Origin of the sequence: Borrelia persica No12 (genome assembly GCF_000500045.1) — a bacterium.
GTDB lineage: Bacteria > Spirochaetota > Spirochaetia > Borreliales > Borreliaceae > Borrelia > Borrelia persica.
Window position 1 is genome coordinate 13,782 of the sequence record NZ_AYOT01000146.1, and the last position, 20,344, is coordinate 34,125.

Below are 20,344 nucleotides of genomic sequence, written 5' to 3' on the forward strand. Positions count from 1 at the left end.
AAAAAACAATAAACATAATATTCAACATAAAAACATAATAAAATAAATATGGTAATATATTGACATGAAACATCTTAAATGCATATTTCAATTAACAATAAGCACTTATATCATGTACTCTTGTTCCTTATTTACTACAAATGTTCAAAGAAATAATAACGGCTCAAATACCATTTTTTTAACCCACCATTCTCCACCCAATCATACCCTCATAACAAATATGACATATACCACATATCATATACCATCACATCTAATAGATAAATTATTACAACATGCAAATGATTCTCATCTATTGAAAAAACTAGCAATTGATTTAAAAATAAGCCCTCAAAAAATAAAAGAAATACAAAATTATTTATTAGCTTATCAAAGACACCTTAATAATTCACAAGAATGGAATAAATTTCTTGAACAAAGCAATATTAACGGATATCTAAACATTAAAGTCAATACAAGCTTTCAGAAAAAATCTGATACAACGCAACAACATTTAATCAACAAAAATTTTATAGAATTGACAGAAACACAAATGTATTTAGATAAAGAAATTTTAGAATCATTAGAACAAATATTTTATGAAAAAAACATGGGATACATACCTATCAATAATATTGACTCTTTTTTCCCCAAAGAAAATATAAGAAACTATACTATAAATAAAGATATAATAAATGGAAATGAATATATATCTCCACACATAATAGCAAATCAACTATTAAAAATTAAAGATAAAAAATATTTCAAAAATTTCATGTCCCATCTACAAATTAACAACAATACAATAAAAAAAATACTACTAAAGCAAAGAATTACTGATGAACACAATAGATCATATGATTCAACAAAATCACAACAAAAATTAAACTCTATAGAAAATATAATAGATCCAGAAACGGGTGTAGAAATTACACCTCAAAAATTAAGGTCCATTTTATCACATGGAGACATATTATTAATAAAACCAAAAATAGACTGGACTGATTTTTTTTACTTTTGGCAACACGCAGGAGTATTTGATGCTGACAAATATGATAATACAAAAAAACTTGTATTTAAAGGAAAAGATAGCTTTGATATAAAATCAGTAATCACAAGTAATCAAATTAAGTTTGATACAGCATCCGTTCAAGGTTCAGGTTACGAAAAACTTTCAACCTACACACAATCAAGAATACTAAAAATCTTTTCACCCATAACAGATAAAAGAACTATTCAAAAAGCAATGAATTTTGCCAAAAATAGATATATTGACAATAATTTTGGATATATGGTTCCCCTCTTGTCCTCTAATATGTGGACTGATCCAATCAATCTTGAAGATATTTACCATAAAACTTACTGCTCCTTAGTAGTTGACAGAATATACAGAATAGCCGGTCTTAATGTTTCACGAAATTATGAAATATCTGGTATCATAACTCCTGGAGATATAGATGCAGCTGCATACGATTTTTATATGTCATATACAATAGCAGGAATATTTCCCAGCATCTTACCAAACAGAATTATTAAACCAACTCTTAAAGAAAAATTTATTGGATATAATAAAACAATAAAAGAGTCAATAGAAATACAGAATGCAAATGAGAAAAGATTTGGTAAGCCTTGTAATATAACTAACATTTGGTGCTTAGGAGATTAATTTAATATGAAAAAATACTATGCATGTATATTAAATGATAAAAATGAAAAATTCATATTTACATCTTGGAAAGAATGCAAAAACAAAATCATAGGACAAAAAAATAAAATAAAAAGCTTTAAAACAAAAGAAGAAGCAAGTAAATGGCTCGCAGAAGACGGCAAAGTCAATATTCAACATAAAGAAGGCATATATTTTGACTCTGGAACCGGAAGAGGACAAGGAGTAGAAGTCAGAGTTGTTAATGAAAAAGGAATATCAATAATAGACAAAGTAGTAAAACAAAGTTTTATTAATGATTACAATAACTATTATGTAAAAAATTTTAACGGAATTAGCAACAATTATGGTGAACTTTTAGGACTATATATTGCTCTTAAAATCGCATTAAAAGAAGATCAAAAAAACATATTTGGCGATAGCAAGCTTGTCATTGATTATTGGTCTAAGGGTTTTTACAACAAAAACTTAAATAAAAACACTATCAAATTAATTCAAAATGTTATTAAATTAAGGCACATATTTGAAGAAAAAGGAGGACAAATAATATTGATATCAGGAGACAATAATATTGCAGATCTTGGTTTTCATAAGAAATGAAATAATACTTTTACTTTCAAAACAAAACACATATTAATACCAAATAACTTAGATAAAATAATAATATTGATTATATTCCTTCTCTAGAATTTAAATAAAAAAACAAATTTACAAACGATGATATTATATTCGGTATAACATCATCAACAAAACTAAATCTCAAAAAAATTCTCTTATTTGCCAGACTTTCGATTAACTAAAAGCTCATAACTAGTACTTGCATTATTCTCAAATGATGATTTAAGAGGTTCAAAGAAATTCCAAGAAATATAAATTGAAAAAGTATTTCTCCAAATTGAAGAATGTCTATTGTTATTATTCTTTACAATATCTGGACTTAAGCTATATTCACCTACAAATTTCCAATCATAAAAATTAAATTTAAAACTTGTACTAATTTTTTTAATCTTAAACAACGAATCTTTTCTATCCTGGATATTAAAGAAATTAAATGATTTCAAGATATCTTCCGCAAAATTGACTGTTGTAAGATCAATTTGATCCATGTATCCTCCAAAATATCTGAAAGTCTTTGTATTAATAGAACGAGTCGAAAAATTTAACTCAAAAAATTTAGTGTGTTTAAATTTCAAAGTAAACTCAGCCCAAAATTCATTATCAACAAATTTTTGCAAATTCATTTTCCATCCAAGATCTGTTCCAAATCCAATTGAAAATTTTTCCTCAAAAAACTTAAATTCATATAAGTCCTTTTTATACTGAGCACTTACAGAATACGGAACAAGCTTAGCAACAGAACCTACTTTTGAGAAATCACTAATTAATTTATCATATTGATACTCAAAATCGTTTTTCATTTCAAATGCAAATTTAAAGTCATAAATATCAGCCTTTAACGAAAGTTCAGATAATCCATTAATCAAAGGATCATAAGCAATTAAAAAGGAAAATTTTAGATAATCTAAATATCTTGGTTCCAATTTATAATATAAAGCAGGATTCATCCTTAAATGCTTATAAGGATATATAGGTTTCAAAGGTTCTGAATTGACAAGCGTCCTCTTTAAAAAGGAAGTCTTTTTAGCTTCCTCTTTAAATTTTTTATCATATTTAATACCAATACCTACCTCTTGTAATAAATAAGGAAATTCTAAAGTTAACTTAAATTCAGAAGAAGCATATATACTTTCAAAAGTATTCTTAAGGACACCTGCAAAACTAGTAGTAAAAAATTTGTAATCATAAATCAAATCAAAATTAAAATCCTGAGAAAATGTTTCAGGACTTTTTAAAAAAACAGTATTATTTTTACCACTTAAAATTTTAGAATCCACATCATACTTCTTATCAAATGAATAAAGAACAATTTTATTTTCAAACTTAATATTACTACGAGCAAAATTAGGATACATCATGAAAGGCAATATATTTAAACTGGTTTTATTAATAACTGAATGCTCACTTTTTTTATCTTTCTCTATTAAATTATAATCTTTATCTAAAGGATTATATTCAACAGTATTAAGATACAAAACATCTTCAAAAGTAATTTGCCGACTATTAAAATCAGCATAAAATTTTAAATCTATTTTATTTTTAATATCAAATAAATAAGTTTTTACATCATATTTAAATTCCTGAGGAGATTTAAATTTAGAATCATCAAAAAATATATTATTTTTTAAATAAGGATTAATACCAAATCTTATATAAAAAGAATCTTGCTTATTAGAGTCATTAGAAACAATTGGATTAGGAGCTAAATACAAATCTTTAACTAAATCTTTTTTTTTCTTAAGTTTTTCTTCCTCATTTTTATCATCTTCAACATTATCACCAACATCATTGACCTTAGGCCGCATAATTATTTCTTTAGTTTGAGAATCAGAAGCAACAGTCCAGTTGTTATTATAAATATCCTTTTGAAAATTTAAATCAACATAAGGTAAATGAACTCTCTCTAAATAAAACCATTTTCTAGTAGGATCCTTAATATTTTTTCGAGTCTTAACATTAAACATATTATCATAACTTGCCAACTTAAAAGTAAGTCCCAAATTATTTAATCTATAATCAATAAGAGAATTATCATCAAAAGTTCGATTATAAAAAGAAGACAAATTCCAATCAAATGTATTTATCATTTTTTCTATTTCTGATGAATCTTTTGGAGAATTTAAAACAGAAAACAAAGTTGCACTTTCTAATCTATCTTTAAAGTCAATCATCACATAAGGATCTGAATAATGCTCAAAAATTACTAAAAAAAGTGCATCACTGATTAAAAATTCAGACTTAGACTTAAGTAAATATCTAAAAGGAACTTCAAACCCAAATATATCACCCTTATTTATATTATCAAAACTAAAAAGAGAGTAATTAATACTATTACTATCAAAAGGACGATAAACATCAGAAAAAACATGTTTATACACAGTCCTTGTAAAACCTATTCCAAAATTAACTTCAAAAGTTTTAAAAATATCTAAAGTATCACTTAAATTAAGATCAACACCTGTATAAAATCCCAAATTAGAATAAATATCAAAAAGCAACTTAACATAATCTTTATTAACTTTAGAAACAACATCCTCTGCAAAAAAATAAGTTAAATAACCATTTCTAATATAAGGTTTTTTAGATGAATCGTACATTGAATGAAAATCAAAATCCAAAAAGGAAAGCTTGTCATTATCAACAGATTTTTTCCCAAATAAATATATAGTATTAAAAAGAGTAAGACCTCTTTTTTGAAAATATCCTAAAGATGGATTAAAAAATAAACTATCACCTGGTTTAAAAAAAAACGGAATATAAAATATAGGTACCCTTCCTATATAAAACACAGCATTAAGGATACCACAATCTCCAGATGGTAAAATCCATATCTTAGAAGCTTTAATAGAATAATAAGGTTCTGGAATTTTACTAGTTGTAACAAAAGCATTTTCCAATATACTAGCGTCATTATCCAGCCTTTTTAAAGTTTTACCCCCAAATGAAATAATATGATCAAGTAAATTTCTATGTATTTTTTTCTGAATAATTCCATTTTTAAGAAGAAAATTCTTAGAATCAAAATCAACAAATAATTCACTACCATAAAAATATAATTTTTCATCAGAACTTAAATCAAGCTTATAATCAACATTTCCACTAGAAAAAAGCTTCTTGGTTTTTTTATTAAAAATAATTTTATCACCTTTAATATTATGTTTTTTACCATCTTTCACATCCTCAATAATGAGATTAACTCTACCTTTAAATATGATATTCTCATCACCAGTAAGCTCATAAGTAAAATTTTCTAGATTATCTGTACTCTCAATAATTATTTTATATCTTCCCGCATCTTTGCCATCTTTTGAAAAAAGATCAGGAGATATACCAAATTTTTCCAAAAGTAATGATTTTATCTTAGAAACATCCCTCTCCTGTATTCCTTCTTTTAATGCCCATTTTTTTAACTCTTCATCACTAGAAATTTCCAGTTCTCTTAAATTAGCTTTCTGCATTAAAGTCAGCTTTTCTTTATCTTTGATTCCCTTCTTATCATCTTGAGAAAACAAGACAAAAGAATTAAAAATGCTTACTAAGATCAATATCACAAAAGATTTTTTAAAAACATTCCCGTATAGGAATCTTTGCATTTTGAAACCTCTTCAGGAGTTCCAGATACAACAATATTTCCTCCAGACACCCCACCTTCAGGACCTAAGTCTATTATATAATCTGCCTGCTTAATCACATCTAAATTATGTTCTATAAGAACCACAGTATTTCCATTTTCAACAAGCAATTGCAACACTTCTAATAATTTCCTTATATCATCAAAATGTAAACCCGTAGTTGGTTCATCGATAATATAAAAAGTATTTCCCGTACTCTTTTTTCCAAGCTCAAACGCCAATTTAATTCGTTGAGCCTCTCCTCCTGAAAGAGTTGTTGCTGCTTGTCCCAATTTAATATACTCAAGTCCAACTTGTTTTAAAATATTTAAATAATGATTAATCTTTGGAATACTTTCAAAGAAATCCTTAGCTTCAAGAACACTCATTTCTAAAACATCATAAATATTTTTTCCCTTATACCTAATTTCCAATGTTTCTTCATTAAATTTTTTACCTTGACACAAATCACAAGGGATAAAAACATCGGGCAAAAAATGCATTTGAATATTCAAATATCCATCACCTTGACACTTTTCACAACGCCCACCCTTAACATTAAAAGAAAATCTACCTGGTTTAAATCCTCTTGATTTAGACTCTGGAAGCTTTGCAAAAAGTTCCCTAATTTCTGTAAAGAATCCAACATAAGTCGCCGGATTTGATCTTGGAGTTTTACCTATTGGTTTTTGATTTATTTGAATAACCTTATCAATTTTTTCATAGCCAATGATATCTTCAAAACCATCAAAATAACTTTTATTTAATTTCAACCTACTATCAAGAGCAGGATATAACACTCCATTAAGAAGAGTACTCTTCCCACTGCCAGAAACCCCCGTTATTACAGTAAAAACTCCCAAAGGAATGTGAACATCAATATTCTTTAAATTGTTTTTATTTGCATTTAAAAGTACAATTTCAGATTTCCCTATTTTACGTCTCACCTTTGGAATTTCTATTTTAAGTTGCCCACTTAAATATTTACCTGTTAAACTATTCCCATTATTTAAAATATCAGATAATGTTCCCTTAGCAACTATATTCCCACCATAAACTCCAGCCCCAGGCCCAATATCAATGATATAGTCAGCAGTACGTAAAGTTTGTTCATCATGCTCTACAACAATCACTGTATTGCCAAGCTCTTTAAGATTAACAAGAGTATTTACCAATTTTTCATTATCCCTCTGATGCAATCCAATACTAGGTTCATCAAGCACATAAAGAACTCCAACAAGAGCTGAACCTATTTGTGTAGCAAGTCTAATTCTTTGTGCTTCACCCCCTGAAAGGGTCCCAGAAATCCTATCTAAACATAAATAAGAAAGTCCAACATCAATTAAAAATTTAAGCCTACTCTTAATTTCTTTTAAAATCTCTTTAGAAACTTTTGTGTCAAATTCATCAAGCTTAATCTGCTCAAAAAACAAATAAGAATCCATAACAGATAGACTACTAAGTTCTTGAATATCTTTTCCACCCAATTTAACAGACAAAGCCCCAGGACTCAATCTCCTCCCTTTACAAAAATTACAAATTTTACGAGACATCAAACTCTCATAAAATAATCTAGCACTATCAGATTCGGTTGCAAGATAACGCTTCTTTAAAAGAGGAATAAGACCTTCAAATTCCTTAGAATAAAGAAAACCACCACCGATTTCTTTATCGTACATTTCCTTAGACTTATAAACAAAATCTATCTTTTCGTTGTTTCCATATAAAATCTTTCGAAGAACATCTTCAGGAATATTCTTTATAGGAGTGTTTAACCTAAATCCATAATGTTTAGATAAGCCCCTAAAAATCGCCAAGGACCAAGGCGAACTGGATTTAAAAGCAATAAATGCATCATCATTAAAAGAAAGCTTCATATTAGGACAAATCTTCTCAAAATCAAAATCAAGTATAACACCAAGACCAGAACATTCACTACAAGCACCAAAAGGACTATTAAATGAAAAAAGTCTTGGTTCTATTGCAGGAAGAGAAAATCCACACAAAGAACAACTATTATGCTCTGTAAAAATCCTATCTACTTTTTCTAAATCATTTTCAATCTCTACACGTAAATACCCATTAGACACAAATAAAGCAGTTTCCATAGACTCTGAAAGCCTAACTCTCACATCTTTACTCAATCTTATTCTGTCTACCACAATTTCAATATTATGTTTCTTATTTTTATTTAATTCCAAATTAACAGCATCTTCTATCAAATAATCTTGAGAGTCTATTTTAACCCTAGTAAATCCTTGATTTAATATCTTCTCAAGCTCTTTTTTATGAGTACCCTTTGCACCCATAACAATAGGAGCAAATAATGTAACTTTGGAACCTTCAGCATAACTTAAAACAGTATTAATCATATTATCTAAAGATTGCTCTTCAATCAAATTTCCATCATTAGGACAATATGGTTTACCAATTTTTGCAAACAGCAATCTATAATAATCATAAATTTCAGTAATAGTCCCAACCGTTGATCTTGGATTATTGCTTATGGTTTTCTGTTCAATTGAAATAGCAGGAGAGAGTCCTCCAATATATTCAACATTCGGTTTTTTCATTACTCCTAAGAATTGTCTTGCATAAGAAGATACAGATTCCATATATCTCCTCTGCCCTTCTGCAAAAATCGTATCAAAAGCCAATGACGACTTTCCAGAACCACTCTTCCCAGATATTACTACTAAACTATTTCTTGGAATATCAATATCAATATTTTTTAAATTATGCTCTCTTGCACCTCTAACAGTAATGTTTTCTCTCAAAAATATAAACTCCTCGTTGTTAAAATATCATATATTAACAAGCTCTTTGATTTTATCCCGCAAAAAAATAGCATCCTCAAATCTCTCATCAACAACCGCCTCTTTAAGCTCAAACTTAAGTTTAATGATAAGATCCTCTTTAGATAATTTATCATCGGAAACAATTTTCTCAATATTGTAATCAACAGTTTCATTTTTAAATTCTTTTTCTAAAATACTTTGCACTTTTTTGATAATCGTTCTTGGAACAATATTATTTTCTTTATTATACTCAATTTGAATATTCCGTCTTCTGTTAGTCTCTTCAATGGCTTCTTGCATTGCACAACTTACTTGATCATGGTACATTATAACACAACCATGTGAATTTCTAGCAGCTCTACCAATCATCTGAATTAAAGAAGAAGTCGATCTTAAAAACCCTACTTTATCAGCATCTAGTATGATCACAAGCGAAACCTCAGGAATATCTAAACCTTCCCTTAACAAATTAATCCCCACGATAACATCAATTTCCGATTTTCTAAGAGATGTAATAATATCTACTCTTTCAATAGCATTAAATTCTGCATGCAAATATCTGGCTTTTATGCCAAGACTCAATAAATAATCTGTTAAATCTTCAGACATTTTTTTAGTCAAAGTTGCAATTAAAACCTTTTCATTTAAAACTACTCTTTTTTGAATTTCATTATAAATATCTTCTATTTGCCCATTTGAAGTTCTAAGAATAATTTCTGGATCAATAAGACCTGTCGGACGTATTATCTGTTCAACAATAACACTACTCTTTTTACACTCTTCAAAACCAGGCGTTGCTGACACAAAAACAGCCTGATTAATCAAAGACTCGAACTCATAATATTTAAGAGGTCTATTCTTAAGTGCTGATGGCAATCTAAACCCAAAATTAACAAGATTTAATTTTCTTGAATAATCTCCATTATACATTCCTCTAAACTGAGGTAAAGTAACATGAGATTCATCAATAAATAACAAATAATCTTTAGGAAAAAAATCAAAAAGACAGTAAGGCCTATCCATTTCAGCTTCGCCAAAATATGAAGCATAATTTTCTATGCCCTGACAAAACCCTGTCTCCCTTAACATTTCAATATCATATTCCACTCTTTGTCTAAGCCTTTCAGCTTCAACAAGCTTATTATTTTCTTTAAAATAACGATATTGACTTTCTAAATCAACTTGTATTTTAGGAAGAGTATCCAATATTTTTTCATAAGGAATAATAAAATAAGATTTAGCAAAAAGTGTAAACTCATCAACAAATCCCAAAATCTTTTTTGTAAGTGGACTAATTCTGTTTATTCGTATAATTTGATCAAAATCTAAATAAATTCTATATGCAAAATCACCATGTTCATTACTAGACCATATCTCAATAACATCACCCTTAATAGAAAATTTATCACGTTCAATATTTGCAAAAGTTCTCTCATACTGAAGCTTAACAAAAATATCTGCTATCTCCTTAGTGGTAATCTTTTGTTTTACAAAAAAAACATTGGCAGCACTCTTAAAAAATTCTGGTGAACCTAATGCATAAATTGAAGAAACTGTCGCAACAACAATAACATCTCGTCTTCTAGAAAGAGAAGTTACTGTCCTTATTCTCTTTATTTCAATATCTTCATTAATAGTGGCTTCCTTTTCTATATACAAATCCTTTGATGGAACATAAGATTCAGGCTGATAATAATCATAATAAGAAACAAAATACTCAACTGCATTATCTGGAAAAAAATCTTTAAATTCCCTATAAAGCTGTGCTGCTAAAGTTTTATTATGACTAATTATTAAAGAAGGTCTATTTAAGTCTTTAATAATATTAGCTATTGTAAAAGTTTTACCACTCCCTGTAACACCCTTTAAAGTCTGATACTTATTATCAAACAAAATAGATTCCTTAATCTCTTTTATAGCTTTTGGCTGATCACCAGCAGGAAAATAATCAGACTTTAAACAAAAGTGCATAAAAACCTCAAATGAAAAGATTATAAATCAAATATAATAATTAATTCTATATTTTTATTTTCTTTATTTTATAATTTAATTATAAATTCTCAAATAAGAAAATAAAGGAAAATAATATGAAAAATAACAAACTTCAAAAAAAATTAGAAAAATACATTCAATTTGAAAAAAATAAATACTTTAAAGAGGAAGCAATAAGATTACTTAAAGACAAGAATGAAACAGAAATATATAATAGATTTAACAAAGAACTAGAATTTGGCACTGCTGGAATGAGAGGCATCATTGGCGCTGGATCATGTTATATCAACACATACAATATTACTAAAGCAAGTCAAGGAATTGCTAACTATATCCTTACAATAACACAAAATCCTAAAGTTGCAATAAGTTACGATTCAAGACACTTTTCAAAAGAATTTGCATACGAAGCCGCTGAAATTTTTGCTTCAAATGGTCTTAAGGTTTATATATATAAAAATTTAAGATCAACGCCACAATTATCATACACAGTTAGGAAATTAGACTGTGATCTTGGAATAATGATAACAGCAAGTCACAACACAAAAGAATACAACGGATATAAAGTATACTGGAAAGGAGGCGCTCAAATAATACCTCCTCATGATGAAAAAATAATATCTGCAATTCAAAAAGTATCTAATATCAAAGATACACTCACAAAAGAAAAAGGAATAAATAAACAAACAATAATTGAACTTCAAAATGAAATTGACATTCAATATGTAAAAAAAATAAACGAAGAATTTCCTGATTTTAATGAAAAAAGTAAAAGTATAAATTTGCGAATCGCATATACTCCTCTGCATGGAACAGGAGGAACAATAATAAAGGAATTATTTAAAGATAGCAAAGTAGAACTTTTAACTGAACAAACTCAAACAAATCCTGATCCAGAATTTCCTACAGTCAAATATCCAAATCCTGAAGAACATACAGCCATGTCCAGAGTAATAAAACTTGCAAAGACAGAAAACTGTGATATTGCATTTGCAACAGATCCAGATGCTGATAGACTGGGAATAGCTTTTAGAGAAAATAAAGAATGGAAAATTTTAAATGGAAATCAGATTGCATGTATCTTAATGGATTATCTATTATCTAGAGAAAACAATCCCAAAGGAGTCTTTACGATAGCTTCTTTCGTAACAACCCCAATGTTAGACAAAATAGCCCAAAAATATAACTCAACATTATATAGAACATATACAGGATTTAAATGGATAGGAAACTTAATAGACAAGATACAAACAAAAGAACCAAACAAAAAATTTATCTTTGGATGCGAAGAAAGTCATGGATACCTAATTGGCACTGGAACTAGAGATAAAGACGCATTTTCAGCCATAAAAGGATTTTGTGATTTAACGTTGACACTAAAAAAAAATCAAACAACAATAGGTCAATATCTGCAAACAATGTACAGAAAACTTGGATATTATGAAGACTTCATAATTAATAAAACTTTCAAAAAAACTAATGGTGAGTTTTTAAGAGAAAAATTAATATCAAAATTCAGAAACGACATTACAAAAGAATTTGCAAGTCTTCGTATAATTAAAAAATTAGATTACAAAACACTAAAAGAAACCGATACCAATGGAAACATATATCCAATAAAAGAGTACACACATACCACAAATGCAATAAAATTCTTATTAGAAAAGAACACAGAAATCACCATTAGACCATCTGGAACAGAATCAAAAATTAAATTTTACATATCCATATATTCAAAATACGAACAAAAAAACAATATTTTTGATATAATAAACAAAATAAAGATGGAGATAGAAAAATATTAATATAGTAGAAAAACTAATAAACCTAGTTGAAGTATCTTCAAGAGAAGTAGCCAGAAAAAATAAAAATAGAGAAGTCTCAATTTGGCATTTGTTAATGTCTATATTAGTTCATCCTAAAAAATCTAAGATCGAAAATATAGATACCAAAACTTTAAAAAATATCAAACAAGATACACTATATGAAATCGAAAAATTAGAAAAAGTTTTAATTGGTAACAATGAAATTGTCATTCCAAAGATAAGCAGAGAAATCTTTATTCTCATTGAACAAACAAAAAAAGAATTTAAATCTAAAACTTCAATAGGCATAAAAGAAATTTTTTATCAAATTTTAAAGACAAAAAAACTTCTCAAAAAATATAAACTTAACAAACTAAGCTTCAACTTTAATGAAGAGAACATAATAACAAGCATAGACAAAATAAGGTTCATTGAAACATATAAAGAATTTGAAGATGAAATAAGACTGACAAATGATTACTTTGAAATTGATAAATACGTTAAAAATTTAACAAAGCTTGCAAAAGAAAAAAAATTAGATCCTTTAATAGGACGTGAAAAAGAGATTCAATCATTAATAAACGTACTTGAACGACGAAATAAAAATAGCACAATTTTAATAGGAGAACCTGGTATTGGCAAAACGGCAATTATTGAAGGACTTGCCATCAAAATCGCAAACAAAGAAGTAAAAAGCCACTTACAAAATAAAATAATACTACAAATTGAAACTTCTGATTTAGTTTCAGGAACTAAATATAGAGGTGAATTTGAAGAAAGATTAAACAATATAATTAAATCTATAAAAAACAATAAAGACATAATAATATTTATTGATGAAATACACACCCTCATAGGAGCGGGCAATTCTGAGGGTTCTATTGATGCAGCAAATATTTTAAAACCTATTCTATCTCGCTCTGCAATACAAATAATAGGTGCAACAACTTATGATGAATATAGAAAACATATATCTAAAGACAAAGCATTTACCAGAAGATTTCAAACAATATCAATCAAAGAGCCTGATGAAAAAGAGACTCTAAACATAATTAACAGAATAATAAAAAATTTTGAAGACTATCATGGTGTTATTTATGAAAAAGAAGCCATAGAAAACGTTATTAAGTTGTCATCACAATATTTAGTTAACAAAAGATTTCCCGATAAAGCGATTGATCTTATTGACATTGCTGGAGCTCAGAAAAAACAACAAGAAATCAATACAAAAATAGTAAATGTTGAGGATATTAAAAGCGCAACAGATGAATTTTTTGGAATTAAGATAAAACTTAATGTAAAAGAAGAAATTGAATATCTTAAAGAAAAGGCAAAAAAAATCAAAGAAAAAATAATTGGACAAGAATTTGCTATAGATGAAATCATTATAGAAATGACAAAAACAAAACTAGGTATCACCAATAATGTACAACCATTGACATCAATACTACTCATAGGTTCAAGTGGAAGTGGAAAAACAATGCTAGCTCAAACAATATCAAGAATCATGGTTGACGATCAAAATTCAATATTAAAGTTAGATATGTCGGACTACAGAGAAGAAACTTCCATATCAAAGCTAATAGGAACAAATCCTGGATATGCAGGCTATGCTGATGGTGGTATTTTAACAAACAGACTAAAATATAATCCTAAAGCATTTATCATATTTGAAAATATTGAATATGCACATAATTCTGTGCTCAGCATAATAGAACAAATACTTGAAAATGGAGAGCTCATTGAAAATAAAGAAGATAAAATATCGTTTAAGAATGCAATCATTGTTTTAAGTACATCTATTGGTAGCAAAACATTACTTGGAAAAGGTATTATTGGATTTAATAAAACAGACAATAATATAAATATCAAAAGCAAAATCAACAACGAGCTTAAAATAAGATTTAAATCATCATTAATAGATAAAATACAAAAGAAAATCATTCTTAACACCTTAACAGAAGAAAATCTTAACACAATTTACGATAATTACTGCAAAGAACTTATTACAAAATTTAGCCTAAAAAATATTCATGTAAAAATTGATGATGCTCTTAAAACGCATATAATCAAAAAATACTATGATATAAATTCTGGTGCAAGAAGTATTTTAAATGCAATAAAAGAAAATATAGAAGAAAAAATTATTAATCAAATATTTCAAAATCCTAATACAAATTTAATAAAAATATACTTAGAACAAAACAATATAAAAATCAAACAAAAGGAAATTTTATGTTCAAAAAAGTAGAAAACAAAGTACATTTCCCTAAATTAGAAGAAAAAATATTACAATTTTGGAATGATAATAAAATTTTCGAAAAATCGATGAAACAAAGAGAAGGCTGTGAAGAATTTACATTTTATGATGGTCCACCATTTGCAACAGGACTTCCTCATTTTGGACATTTTGTTCCCAATACAATTAAAGACATAATTCCAAGATATCAAACAATGAAAGGAAAGCATGTTAAGAGATGTTTTGGATGGGATACCCATGGCTTACCAGTAGAATATGAAGTAGAAAAATCCCTACAATTATCGGGAAGATATGCAATAGAACAATATGGCATTGATAAATTTAATGAAGAATGTAGAAACATAGTTTTAAGATATACAAAAGAATGGGAAAAAACAATAGCAAGACTAGGCAGATGGGTTGACTTTAAGAATGATTATAAAACAATGGATATAACATTTATGGAATCCGTATGGTGGGTATTTAAGACACTTTATGATAAAGGTTTAATTTATGAAAGCTATTATGTCTTACCATATTCTCCCAAACTTGCAACCCCTCTATCAAATTTTGAAGTCAATCTTGGTGAATATAAAGAAATTCATGATCCATCATTAACTATAAAATTTAAAATCAAGGATAAAAATGAATATCTACTTGCATGGACAACAACCCCTTGGACATTACCCACAAATTTTGGAATTGCCGTTGGGGAAAATATAGACTACTCCAAAATACTTGATAAAGAAAAAAATGAAGTATATATAATAGGAACAAAAAGAGTAGAACACTATTATAAAGATAAAAACACATATGCAATATTAGAACAATTCAAAGGTCAAAATATCAAAGGAATAGAATACGAACCTCTATTTAATTACTTTTTAAATCAACAAAACAAAGGGGCTTTTAGAGTTCATACAGCAGAATACGTTACAACCGATGATGGAACAGGAATAGTACATATTGCACCATTTGGAGAAGAAGATTATCATATACTTAAAAAAAATACACAAATTGACATGATCACACCTATAGATGCTGAATGCAAATTTACAGCTGAAGTCAAAGATCTTGAAGGATTATTTGTTAAAGACGCAGATAATAAAATAATAGAAAAATTAAAATCAATGGACCTTTTATTTAAAAGAGAAAATTTTCTACACAGATATCCATTCTGCTACAGAACAAATTCACCTCTAATTTATAGACCTATAAGCTCATGGTTTTTAAATATTGAAACAATAAAAGCAAAACTCATAAAATCAAATGAACAAATAAATTGGATGCCCACTCATCTAAAAAAGGGACGATTTGGCAAATGGCTAGAGAACGCAAAAGATTGGGCAATAAGTAGAAACAGATTTTGGGGAAATCCAATACCAGTTTGGAAATGTTCCAAAACGGGAAACAAAATATGCATAGGCTCTAGAGAGGAATTAGAAAAATTATCAGGACAAAAAGTTGTTGACTTACATAAGGACAAAGTTGACAAAATTACCTGGCCTAGCGAATATGGTGGCACATACATTAGAACAAATGAAGTTTTAGATTGTTGGTTTGAATCTGGTTCAATGCCTTATGCAAGTAAACATTATCCATTTAAAGACAAAGATAAATTTCACAATAGTTTTCCTGCTGATTTTATTGCAGAAGGATTAGATCAAACAAGAGGATGGTTTTATACATTAACAATTCTAGGAACTGCTCTTTTTGAAAATACAGCATTTAAAAATGTAATAGTTAACGGACTAGTATTATCTAGTGATGGAAGAAAAATGTCAAAATCACTCAGAAATTATACAGATCCAATGCAAGTAATAAATACATTTGGAGCAGATGCTTTAAGACTTTATTTAGTAATGAGTCCCGTAATAAAAGCCGATGATCTAAAATACAGCGATGATGGAGTTAGAGATGTCTTAAAAAATATTATAATCCCTATATGGAATGCTTATTCATTTTTTATCACATATGCAATCATTGACAAATTTCAACCTAATACTAACATCAATCTACATAAAACAAATATACTTGACAAATGGATAATTAGCGAAATTGAAAGTTTAAAAAAAACACTAAATGAAGAAATAGATAAATATAATTTAACAAAATCAATAGACGAACTTCTTGCATTCATCGACAAGCTAAATAATTGGTATATCAGACGATCAAGAAGAAGATTTTGGAAATCTGAAAATGATGATGACAAAATAGATGCTTATGAAACATTGTATTATGCATTAAAGAACTTAATGTTAATGCTTGCACCATTTATTCCCTTCTTAACAGAAGAAATCTATCAAAACCTAAAGACAAAAGATGAAAAAGAATCCATTCACCTAAATGATTATCCTCAAGCAGTCAGAGAATTTATTAACATAGATCTTGAAGACAAAATGAACTTTACAAGAAAAGTAATCGCAATTGCAAGATCACTAAGAGCATCACACAATATAAAAATACGCAAGCCTATTAAATCAATATATATTGTAACTAAAGATCATAAAGAACAAAATACTCTAAAAGAAATGACAAAAATAATACTCGAAGAAATTAATGCTAAAGAAATAAAAATCAAATCCAATGAAGAAGAACTGGTAACTTATAAAGCAAAAGCAAATTTCAAAGAACTTGGAAGTAAACTCGGCACCAATATGAAATCAGTAGCATTAGCAATAATGGAATTAAGCAATGAAGAAATAATAAAAATAATAAATGGAAACACACATACAATTACAATCAACAATAATACATACGGTATAAAATTAAAAGATATAATACTAGAAAGACATGAAAAAGAAAATGTAAAAGTAATTAACGAAGACTCTGTTACAATAGGATTCGATACTCTAATTACAGAAGAACTATACTTAGAAGGATTATCACGAGAACTTATAAGAAAAGTACAAAATTTAAGAAAAGAAAATAATTTTAATGTCAGCGATAGAATAATATTATACATAAATAACAATGAAATGCTTGCAAAAATAATAAATAACTTTGAAAGCTATATTAAAACGGAAACCCTAGCAACAATAATAACGATTAATAATGAAAAGGCATCAAAGACTATAGAACTAGATGAAGAAATATCAATAAATATAGATATCGAAAAATGGTTAAGTTAATTATTAACATTTGCATAGTCACTCTTTTAATAGGATGTAAAACTTTAACTTATCATTCACCTAAGAAAAATATATCCTCAATTATGTTACTAGATCCCTCAGCAGACATATATGCTTATATAAACTTATCTAAAAACAGATTCCTATATAGAGAACTCGAACTGAAATACAAAATCGGACTTAATACTGTTGGCAACTTATATTTAAGTTACACAAAAAATCCCGAAAGTTTTTCATCAATAATAACCGGTAATTTTCCCAAAAGCGCATTTTGGAAAATTAATAATAATCCTAATTTTCAATCATGTGGAAATATATTTATGAATCCAAAATGGAAAATAAAAAATGCAAACATATATATAACTCCCACTAAAAACAAAAAAGGTATTTTAATCAATCAAAAAGAAATAACTAATAAAAATGCAAACATACTTACAACAAAATATATTCATATCATTGATCAAAATGAAATATTCATTTTAATCAATGATATAACTAAGCTAATTCCAAATAACATATATAAAACAAGTTTAATTCCCTTTAATAAAGGAAGTTTAATTGCAAATAGTAAAAACGATAATGAATATAATGTTAAAGCTCATTTACACACCAATAATCCAAAAATACTATCTATTACAGCAAAAAAATTAATACCAACTATCCTCAAACATACAACAAAAATAATAATTTCAGGCCCTATAAAATCTAAAATACAGGATAAAAACAATGTAGAACTTCAATTTAATGTTGACAAAACGAGCATTAAAGAATTTGTAACAAATCTAATATTAAATAGAAATGACAAATCTTAACTATCTACATATAATTTGGCAACACTTACTCTTAACACAAATTCTTAATTGAAACCATATAAATACTAAAAACAACAAATACATTTAAGACAAATTTAAATCACCAACAATAAGTCTCCCATGATAAGCTTTTGCACATACAATAGCATCAATACTATCAATATTAGCTTCACTAACTTTACCTGCAACAACAATTTCTAACTTATCTTGACTCATTAATACCAAATCTTTAAGTATCATCAATGAATCTTCTGCTTTAAGCCCCCCTCCTGAAGTCAATATCCTTTGAACACCAATATCTATAAGTTTAGCCACAGAATCTCTAATATCACGTGTCTCATCGATTGCTTTATGAAAAGTAACCTTTAAAGGAAAAGCAAAATTCAATAATTCTTTGGTTCTCTTCATATCAATTTCACAATTATCTCTTAAGATACCAAAAACCACACCATCAACTCCAAGACCCTTGCAAAGCTCAATATCTTCTTTCATAACCTTAAATTCCAAATCAGAATATACAAAATTACCACATCGTGGTCTAATCATCACAACAATAGGAATATCCACCAAAATTTGTTTTAAAACTTTGATGGTGCCATAAGAAGGTGTACTTCCACCACAAAGCATATTTTCACAAAGCTCAATTCTATTAGCACCAAGTTTTACAGCATGTAAAGCTTCTAATATATTAAAAACACACGCCTCTTTTATCACATAAACATCCAAATTACATAAAGAATTTATTTAATTTATTTATAATAAAATAATGATATAATGCCCCAATTTTACCAGAATCATTATTAAACTTAGTTGTCTCAAGTTTTACAAGTTTTCTAATATCATTATCATAAATACGTGCCAATTCTAAAGACCATAAATTTTCTAACTTATCATATATTCTACTTATTAAATCCGGTCTTGAACTTATTCCACCTCCAATTAATATTTTTTCAGGATTCAAAACAAAAATTAAATTAAAAATACCAAATGATAAAGTTTCAAAAAAATAATCAATTTCATTTTTAGCATGAATATTACCATTATCAGCAAGCTCAAAAACATATTCTCCAGAAACATCATCAAATTCCATCTCTAAACGATTAGCAATTCTCTTTCTTAAAGCTGCAACAGAAGCTAAAGACTCCCATCTACAATTAAAAGGAATATTATTACCAAGACCTCTGGTAATCATAAACCCAATCTCACCAGACATAAAAGAATATCCTCTTACAAGTTGTCCATTCAAAAATATTCCAGCACCAATGCCTGTTCCAAGAGTTAAAGCAATAAAATCATTAGAATGAATAGCATTGCCTCTAAATTTTTCTGCCAAAGCTACACAATTAGCATCATTTTCAATTTCAACATTAACTCCTGTTAAGTTTTCAAGTTTTTCTTTTAAAGGATAATTCACAAAACCTTTAATAGCATTCACTCTAATAACAATCCCTTTAGGATCAACAAATCCAGGAACACAAATCGCAACACCTTTAACATCTTCTTCTTTTTTATAAGAATTAATGACATCAACTAAAATTTTAACTTGATCATCAGAATTAACACCTGATTTAACTTCACATTTATCAAGAAAATTACCATCACTATCTACAAGAGAATACTTAGTATTAGTACCTCCAACATCAATCGAAACATAACGCTCCATAAATTCTCCATATCCTAAGATATTCAAGTA

General features: G+C 27.7%; 11 protein-coding genes. 6 read left to right on the forward strand and 5 right to left on the reverse strand.

Annotation, left to right across the window (positions count from 1 at the left end):
• Nucleotides 1-64 precede the first annotated feature (64 nt).
• Together U881_RS0103375 and U881_RS0103380 are read left to right on the forward strand one after the other, a co-directional pair.
• A complete protein-coding gene (locus tag U881_RS0103375; RefSeq protein WP_024653212.1) occupies nucleotides 65-1,645 on the forward strand; it encodes a hypothetical protein in 1,581 nt (526 codons plus the stop codon).
• Between the two features lie 6 nt (nucleotides 1,646-1,651).
• Nucleotides 1,652-2,245, forward strand: a complete 594-nt coding sequence (locus U881_RS0103380) for a ribonuclease H family protein (protein ID WP_024653213.1) — start codon at nucleotides 1,652-1,654, stop codon at nucleotides 2,243-2,245.
• Nucleotides 2,246-2,418: 173 nt separating this feature from the next.
• Here the strand turns inward: U881_RS0103380 and U881_RS0103385 are convergent, their stop codons facing one another.
• The 3 genes from U881_RS0103385 to uvrB are packed head-to-tail and all read right to left on the reverse strand — an operon-like array spanning nucleotide 2,419 to nucleotide 10,643.
• On the reverse strand, nucleotides 2,419-5,856 hold the full coding sequence (locus U881_RS0103385) for an LPS-assembly protein LptD (protein ID WP_038363594.1): 3,438 nt from the start codon (nucleotides 5,854-5,856) through the stop codon (nucleotides 2,419-2,421).
• The gene (uvrA, locus tag U881_RS0103390) at nucleotides 5,811-8,651 is read right to left on the reverse strand and encodes an excinuclease ABC subunit UvrA (protein ID WP_024653215.1); all 2,841 of its coding nucleotides are present in this window, start codon (nucleotides 8,649-8,651) and stop codon (nucleotides 5,811-5,813) included. The genes U881_RS0103385 and uvrA overlap by 46 nt, the downstream gene beginning before the upstream one ends.
• A 27-nt stretch (nucleotides 8,652-8,678) precedes the next feature.
• A complete protein-coding gene (uvrB, locus tag U881_RS0103395) occupies nucleotides 8,679-10,643 on the reverse strand; it encodes an excinuclease ABC subunit UvrB (protein ID WP_024653216.1) in 1,965 nt (654 codons plus the stop codon).
• Nucleotides 10,644-10,759: 116 nt separating this feature from the next.
• On the opposite strand from uvrB, the gene U881_RS0103400 reads away from it, so the two are divergent.
• From U881_RS0103400 to U881_RS0103415, 4 genes are read left to right on the forward strand one after another with little or no spacing between them, the layout of a single operon-like run.
• Nucleotides 10,760-12,469: a phospho-sugar mutase gene (locus U881_RS0103400; RefSeq protein ID WP_024653217.1), complete on the forward strand. Its 1,710-nt coding sequence runs from the start codon at nucleotides 10,760-10,762 to the stop codon at nucleotides 12,467-12,469.
• Nucleotides 12,470-12,485: 16 nt separating this feature from the next.
• On the forward strand, nucleotides 12,486-14,720 hold the full coding sequence (locus U881_RS0103405; RefSeq protein ID WP_038363597.1) for an AAA family ATPase: 2,235 nt from the start codon (nucleotides 12,486-12,488) through the stop codon (nucleotides 14,718-14,720).
• Nucleotides 14,705-17,839: an isoleucine--tRNA ligase gene (ileS, locus tag U881_RS0103410; protein ID WP_024653219.1), complete on the forward strand. Its 3,135-nt coding sequence runs from the start codon at nucleotides 14,705-14,707 to the stop codon at nucleotides 17,837-17,839. The genes U881_RS0103405 and ileS overlap by 16 nt, the downstream gene beginning before the upstream one ends.
• Nucleotides 17,827-18,651 (forward strand): hypothetical protein, encoded by an 825-nt coding sequence (locus U881_RS0103415; protein ID WP_024653220.1) that lies wholly within the window; start codon nucleotides 17,827-17,829, stop codon nucleotides 18,649-18,651. The genes ileS and U881_RS0103415 overlap by 13 nt, the downstream gene beginning before the upstream one ends.
• Nucleotides 18,652-18,735: 84 nt before the next feature.
• On the opposite strand, the gene U881_RS0103420 is transcribed toward U881_RS0103415, so the two are convergent.
• Both U881_RS0103420 and U881_RS0103425 read right to left on the reverse strand, forming a co-directional pair.
• Entirely contained in the window at nucleotides 18,736-19,365 is a 630-nt protein-coding gene (locus U881_RS0103420) for a copper homeostasis protein CutC (RefSeq protein ID WP_024653221.1), read from the reverse strand.
• A 13-nt stretch (nucleotides 19,366-19,378) separates the two neighbouring features.
• Nucleotides 19,379-20,314, reverse strand: a complete 936-nt coding sequence (locus U881_RS0103425) for an ROK family protein (protein WP_024653222.1) — start codon at nucleotides 20,312-20,314, stop codon at nucleotides 19,379-19,381.
• Nucleotides 20,315-20,344: the final 30 nt, after the last annotated feature.

Bases quoted from the DNA above. Each gene is read 5' to 3' on its own strand.
- U881_RS0103375 (WP_024653212.1), top strand. From the start codon at position 65: ATGAAACATCTTAAATGCATATTTCAATTAACAATAAGCACTTATATC.
- U881_RS0103385 (WP_038363594.1), bottom strand. From the start codon at position 5,856: ATGCAAAGATTCCTATACGGGAATGTTTTTAAAAAATCTTTTGTGATA.
- U881_RS0103415 (WP_024653220.1), top strand. From the start codon at position 17,827: ATGGTTAAGTTAATTATTAACATTTGCATAGTCACTCTTTTAATAGGA.
- ileS (WP_024653219.1), top strand. From the start codon at position 14,705: ATGTTCAAAAAAGTAGAAAACAAAGTACATTTCCCTAAATTAGAAGAA.
- uvrB (WP_024653216.1), bottom strand. From the start codon at position 10,643: ATGCACTTTTGTTTAAAGTCTGATTATTTTCCTGCTGGTGATCAGCCA.
- U881_RS0103400 (WP_024653217.1), top strand. From the start codon at position 10,760: ATGAAAAATAACAAACTTCAAAAAAAATTAGAAAAATACATTCAATTT.
- U881_RS0103380 (WP_024653213.1), top strand. From the start codon at position 1,652: ATGAAAAAATACTATGCATGTATATTAAATGATAAAAATGAAAAATTC.
- U881_RS0103425 (WP_024653222.1), bottom strand. From the start codon at position 20,314: ATGGAGCGTTATGTTTCGATTGATGTTGGAGGTACTAATACTAAGTAT.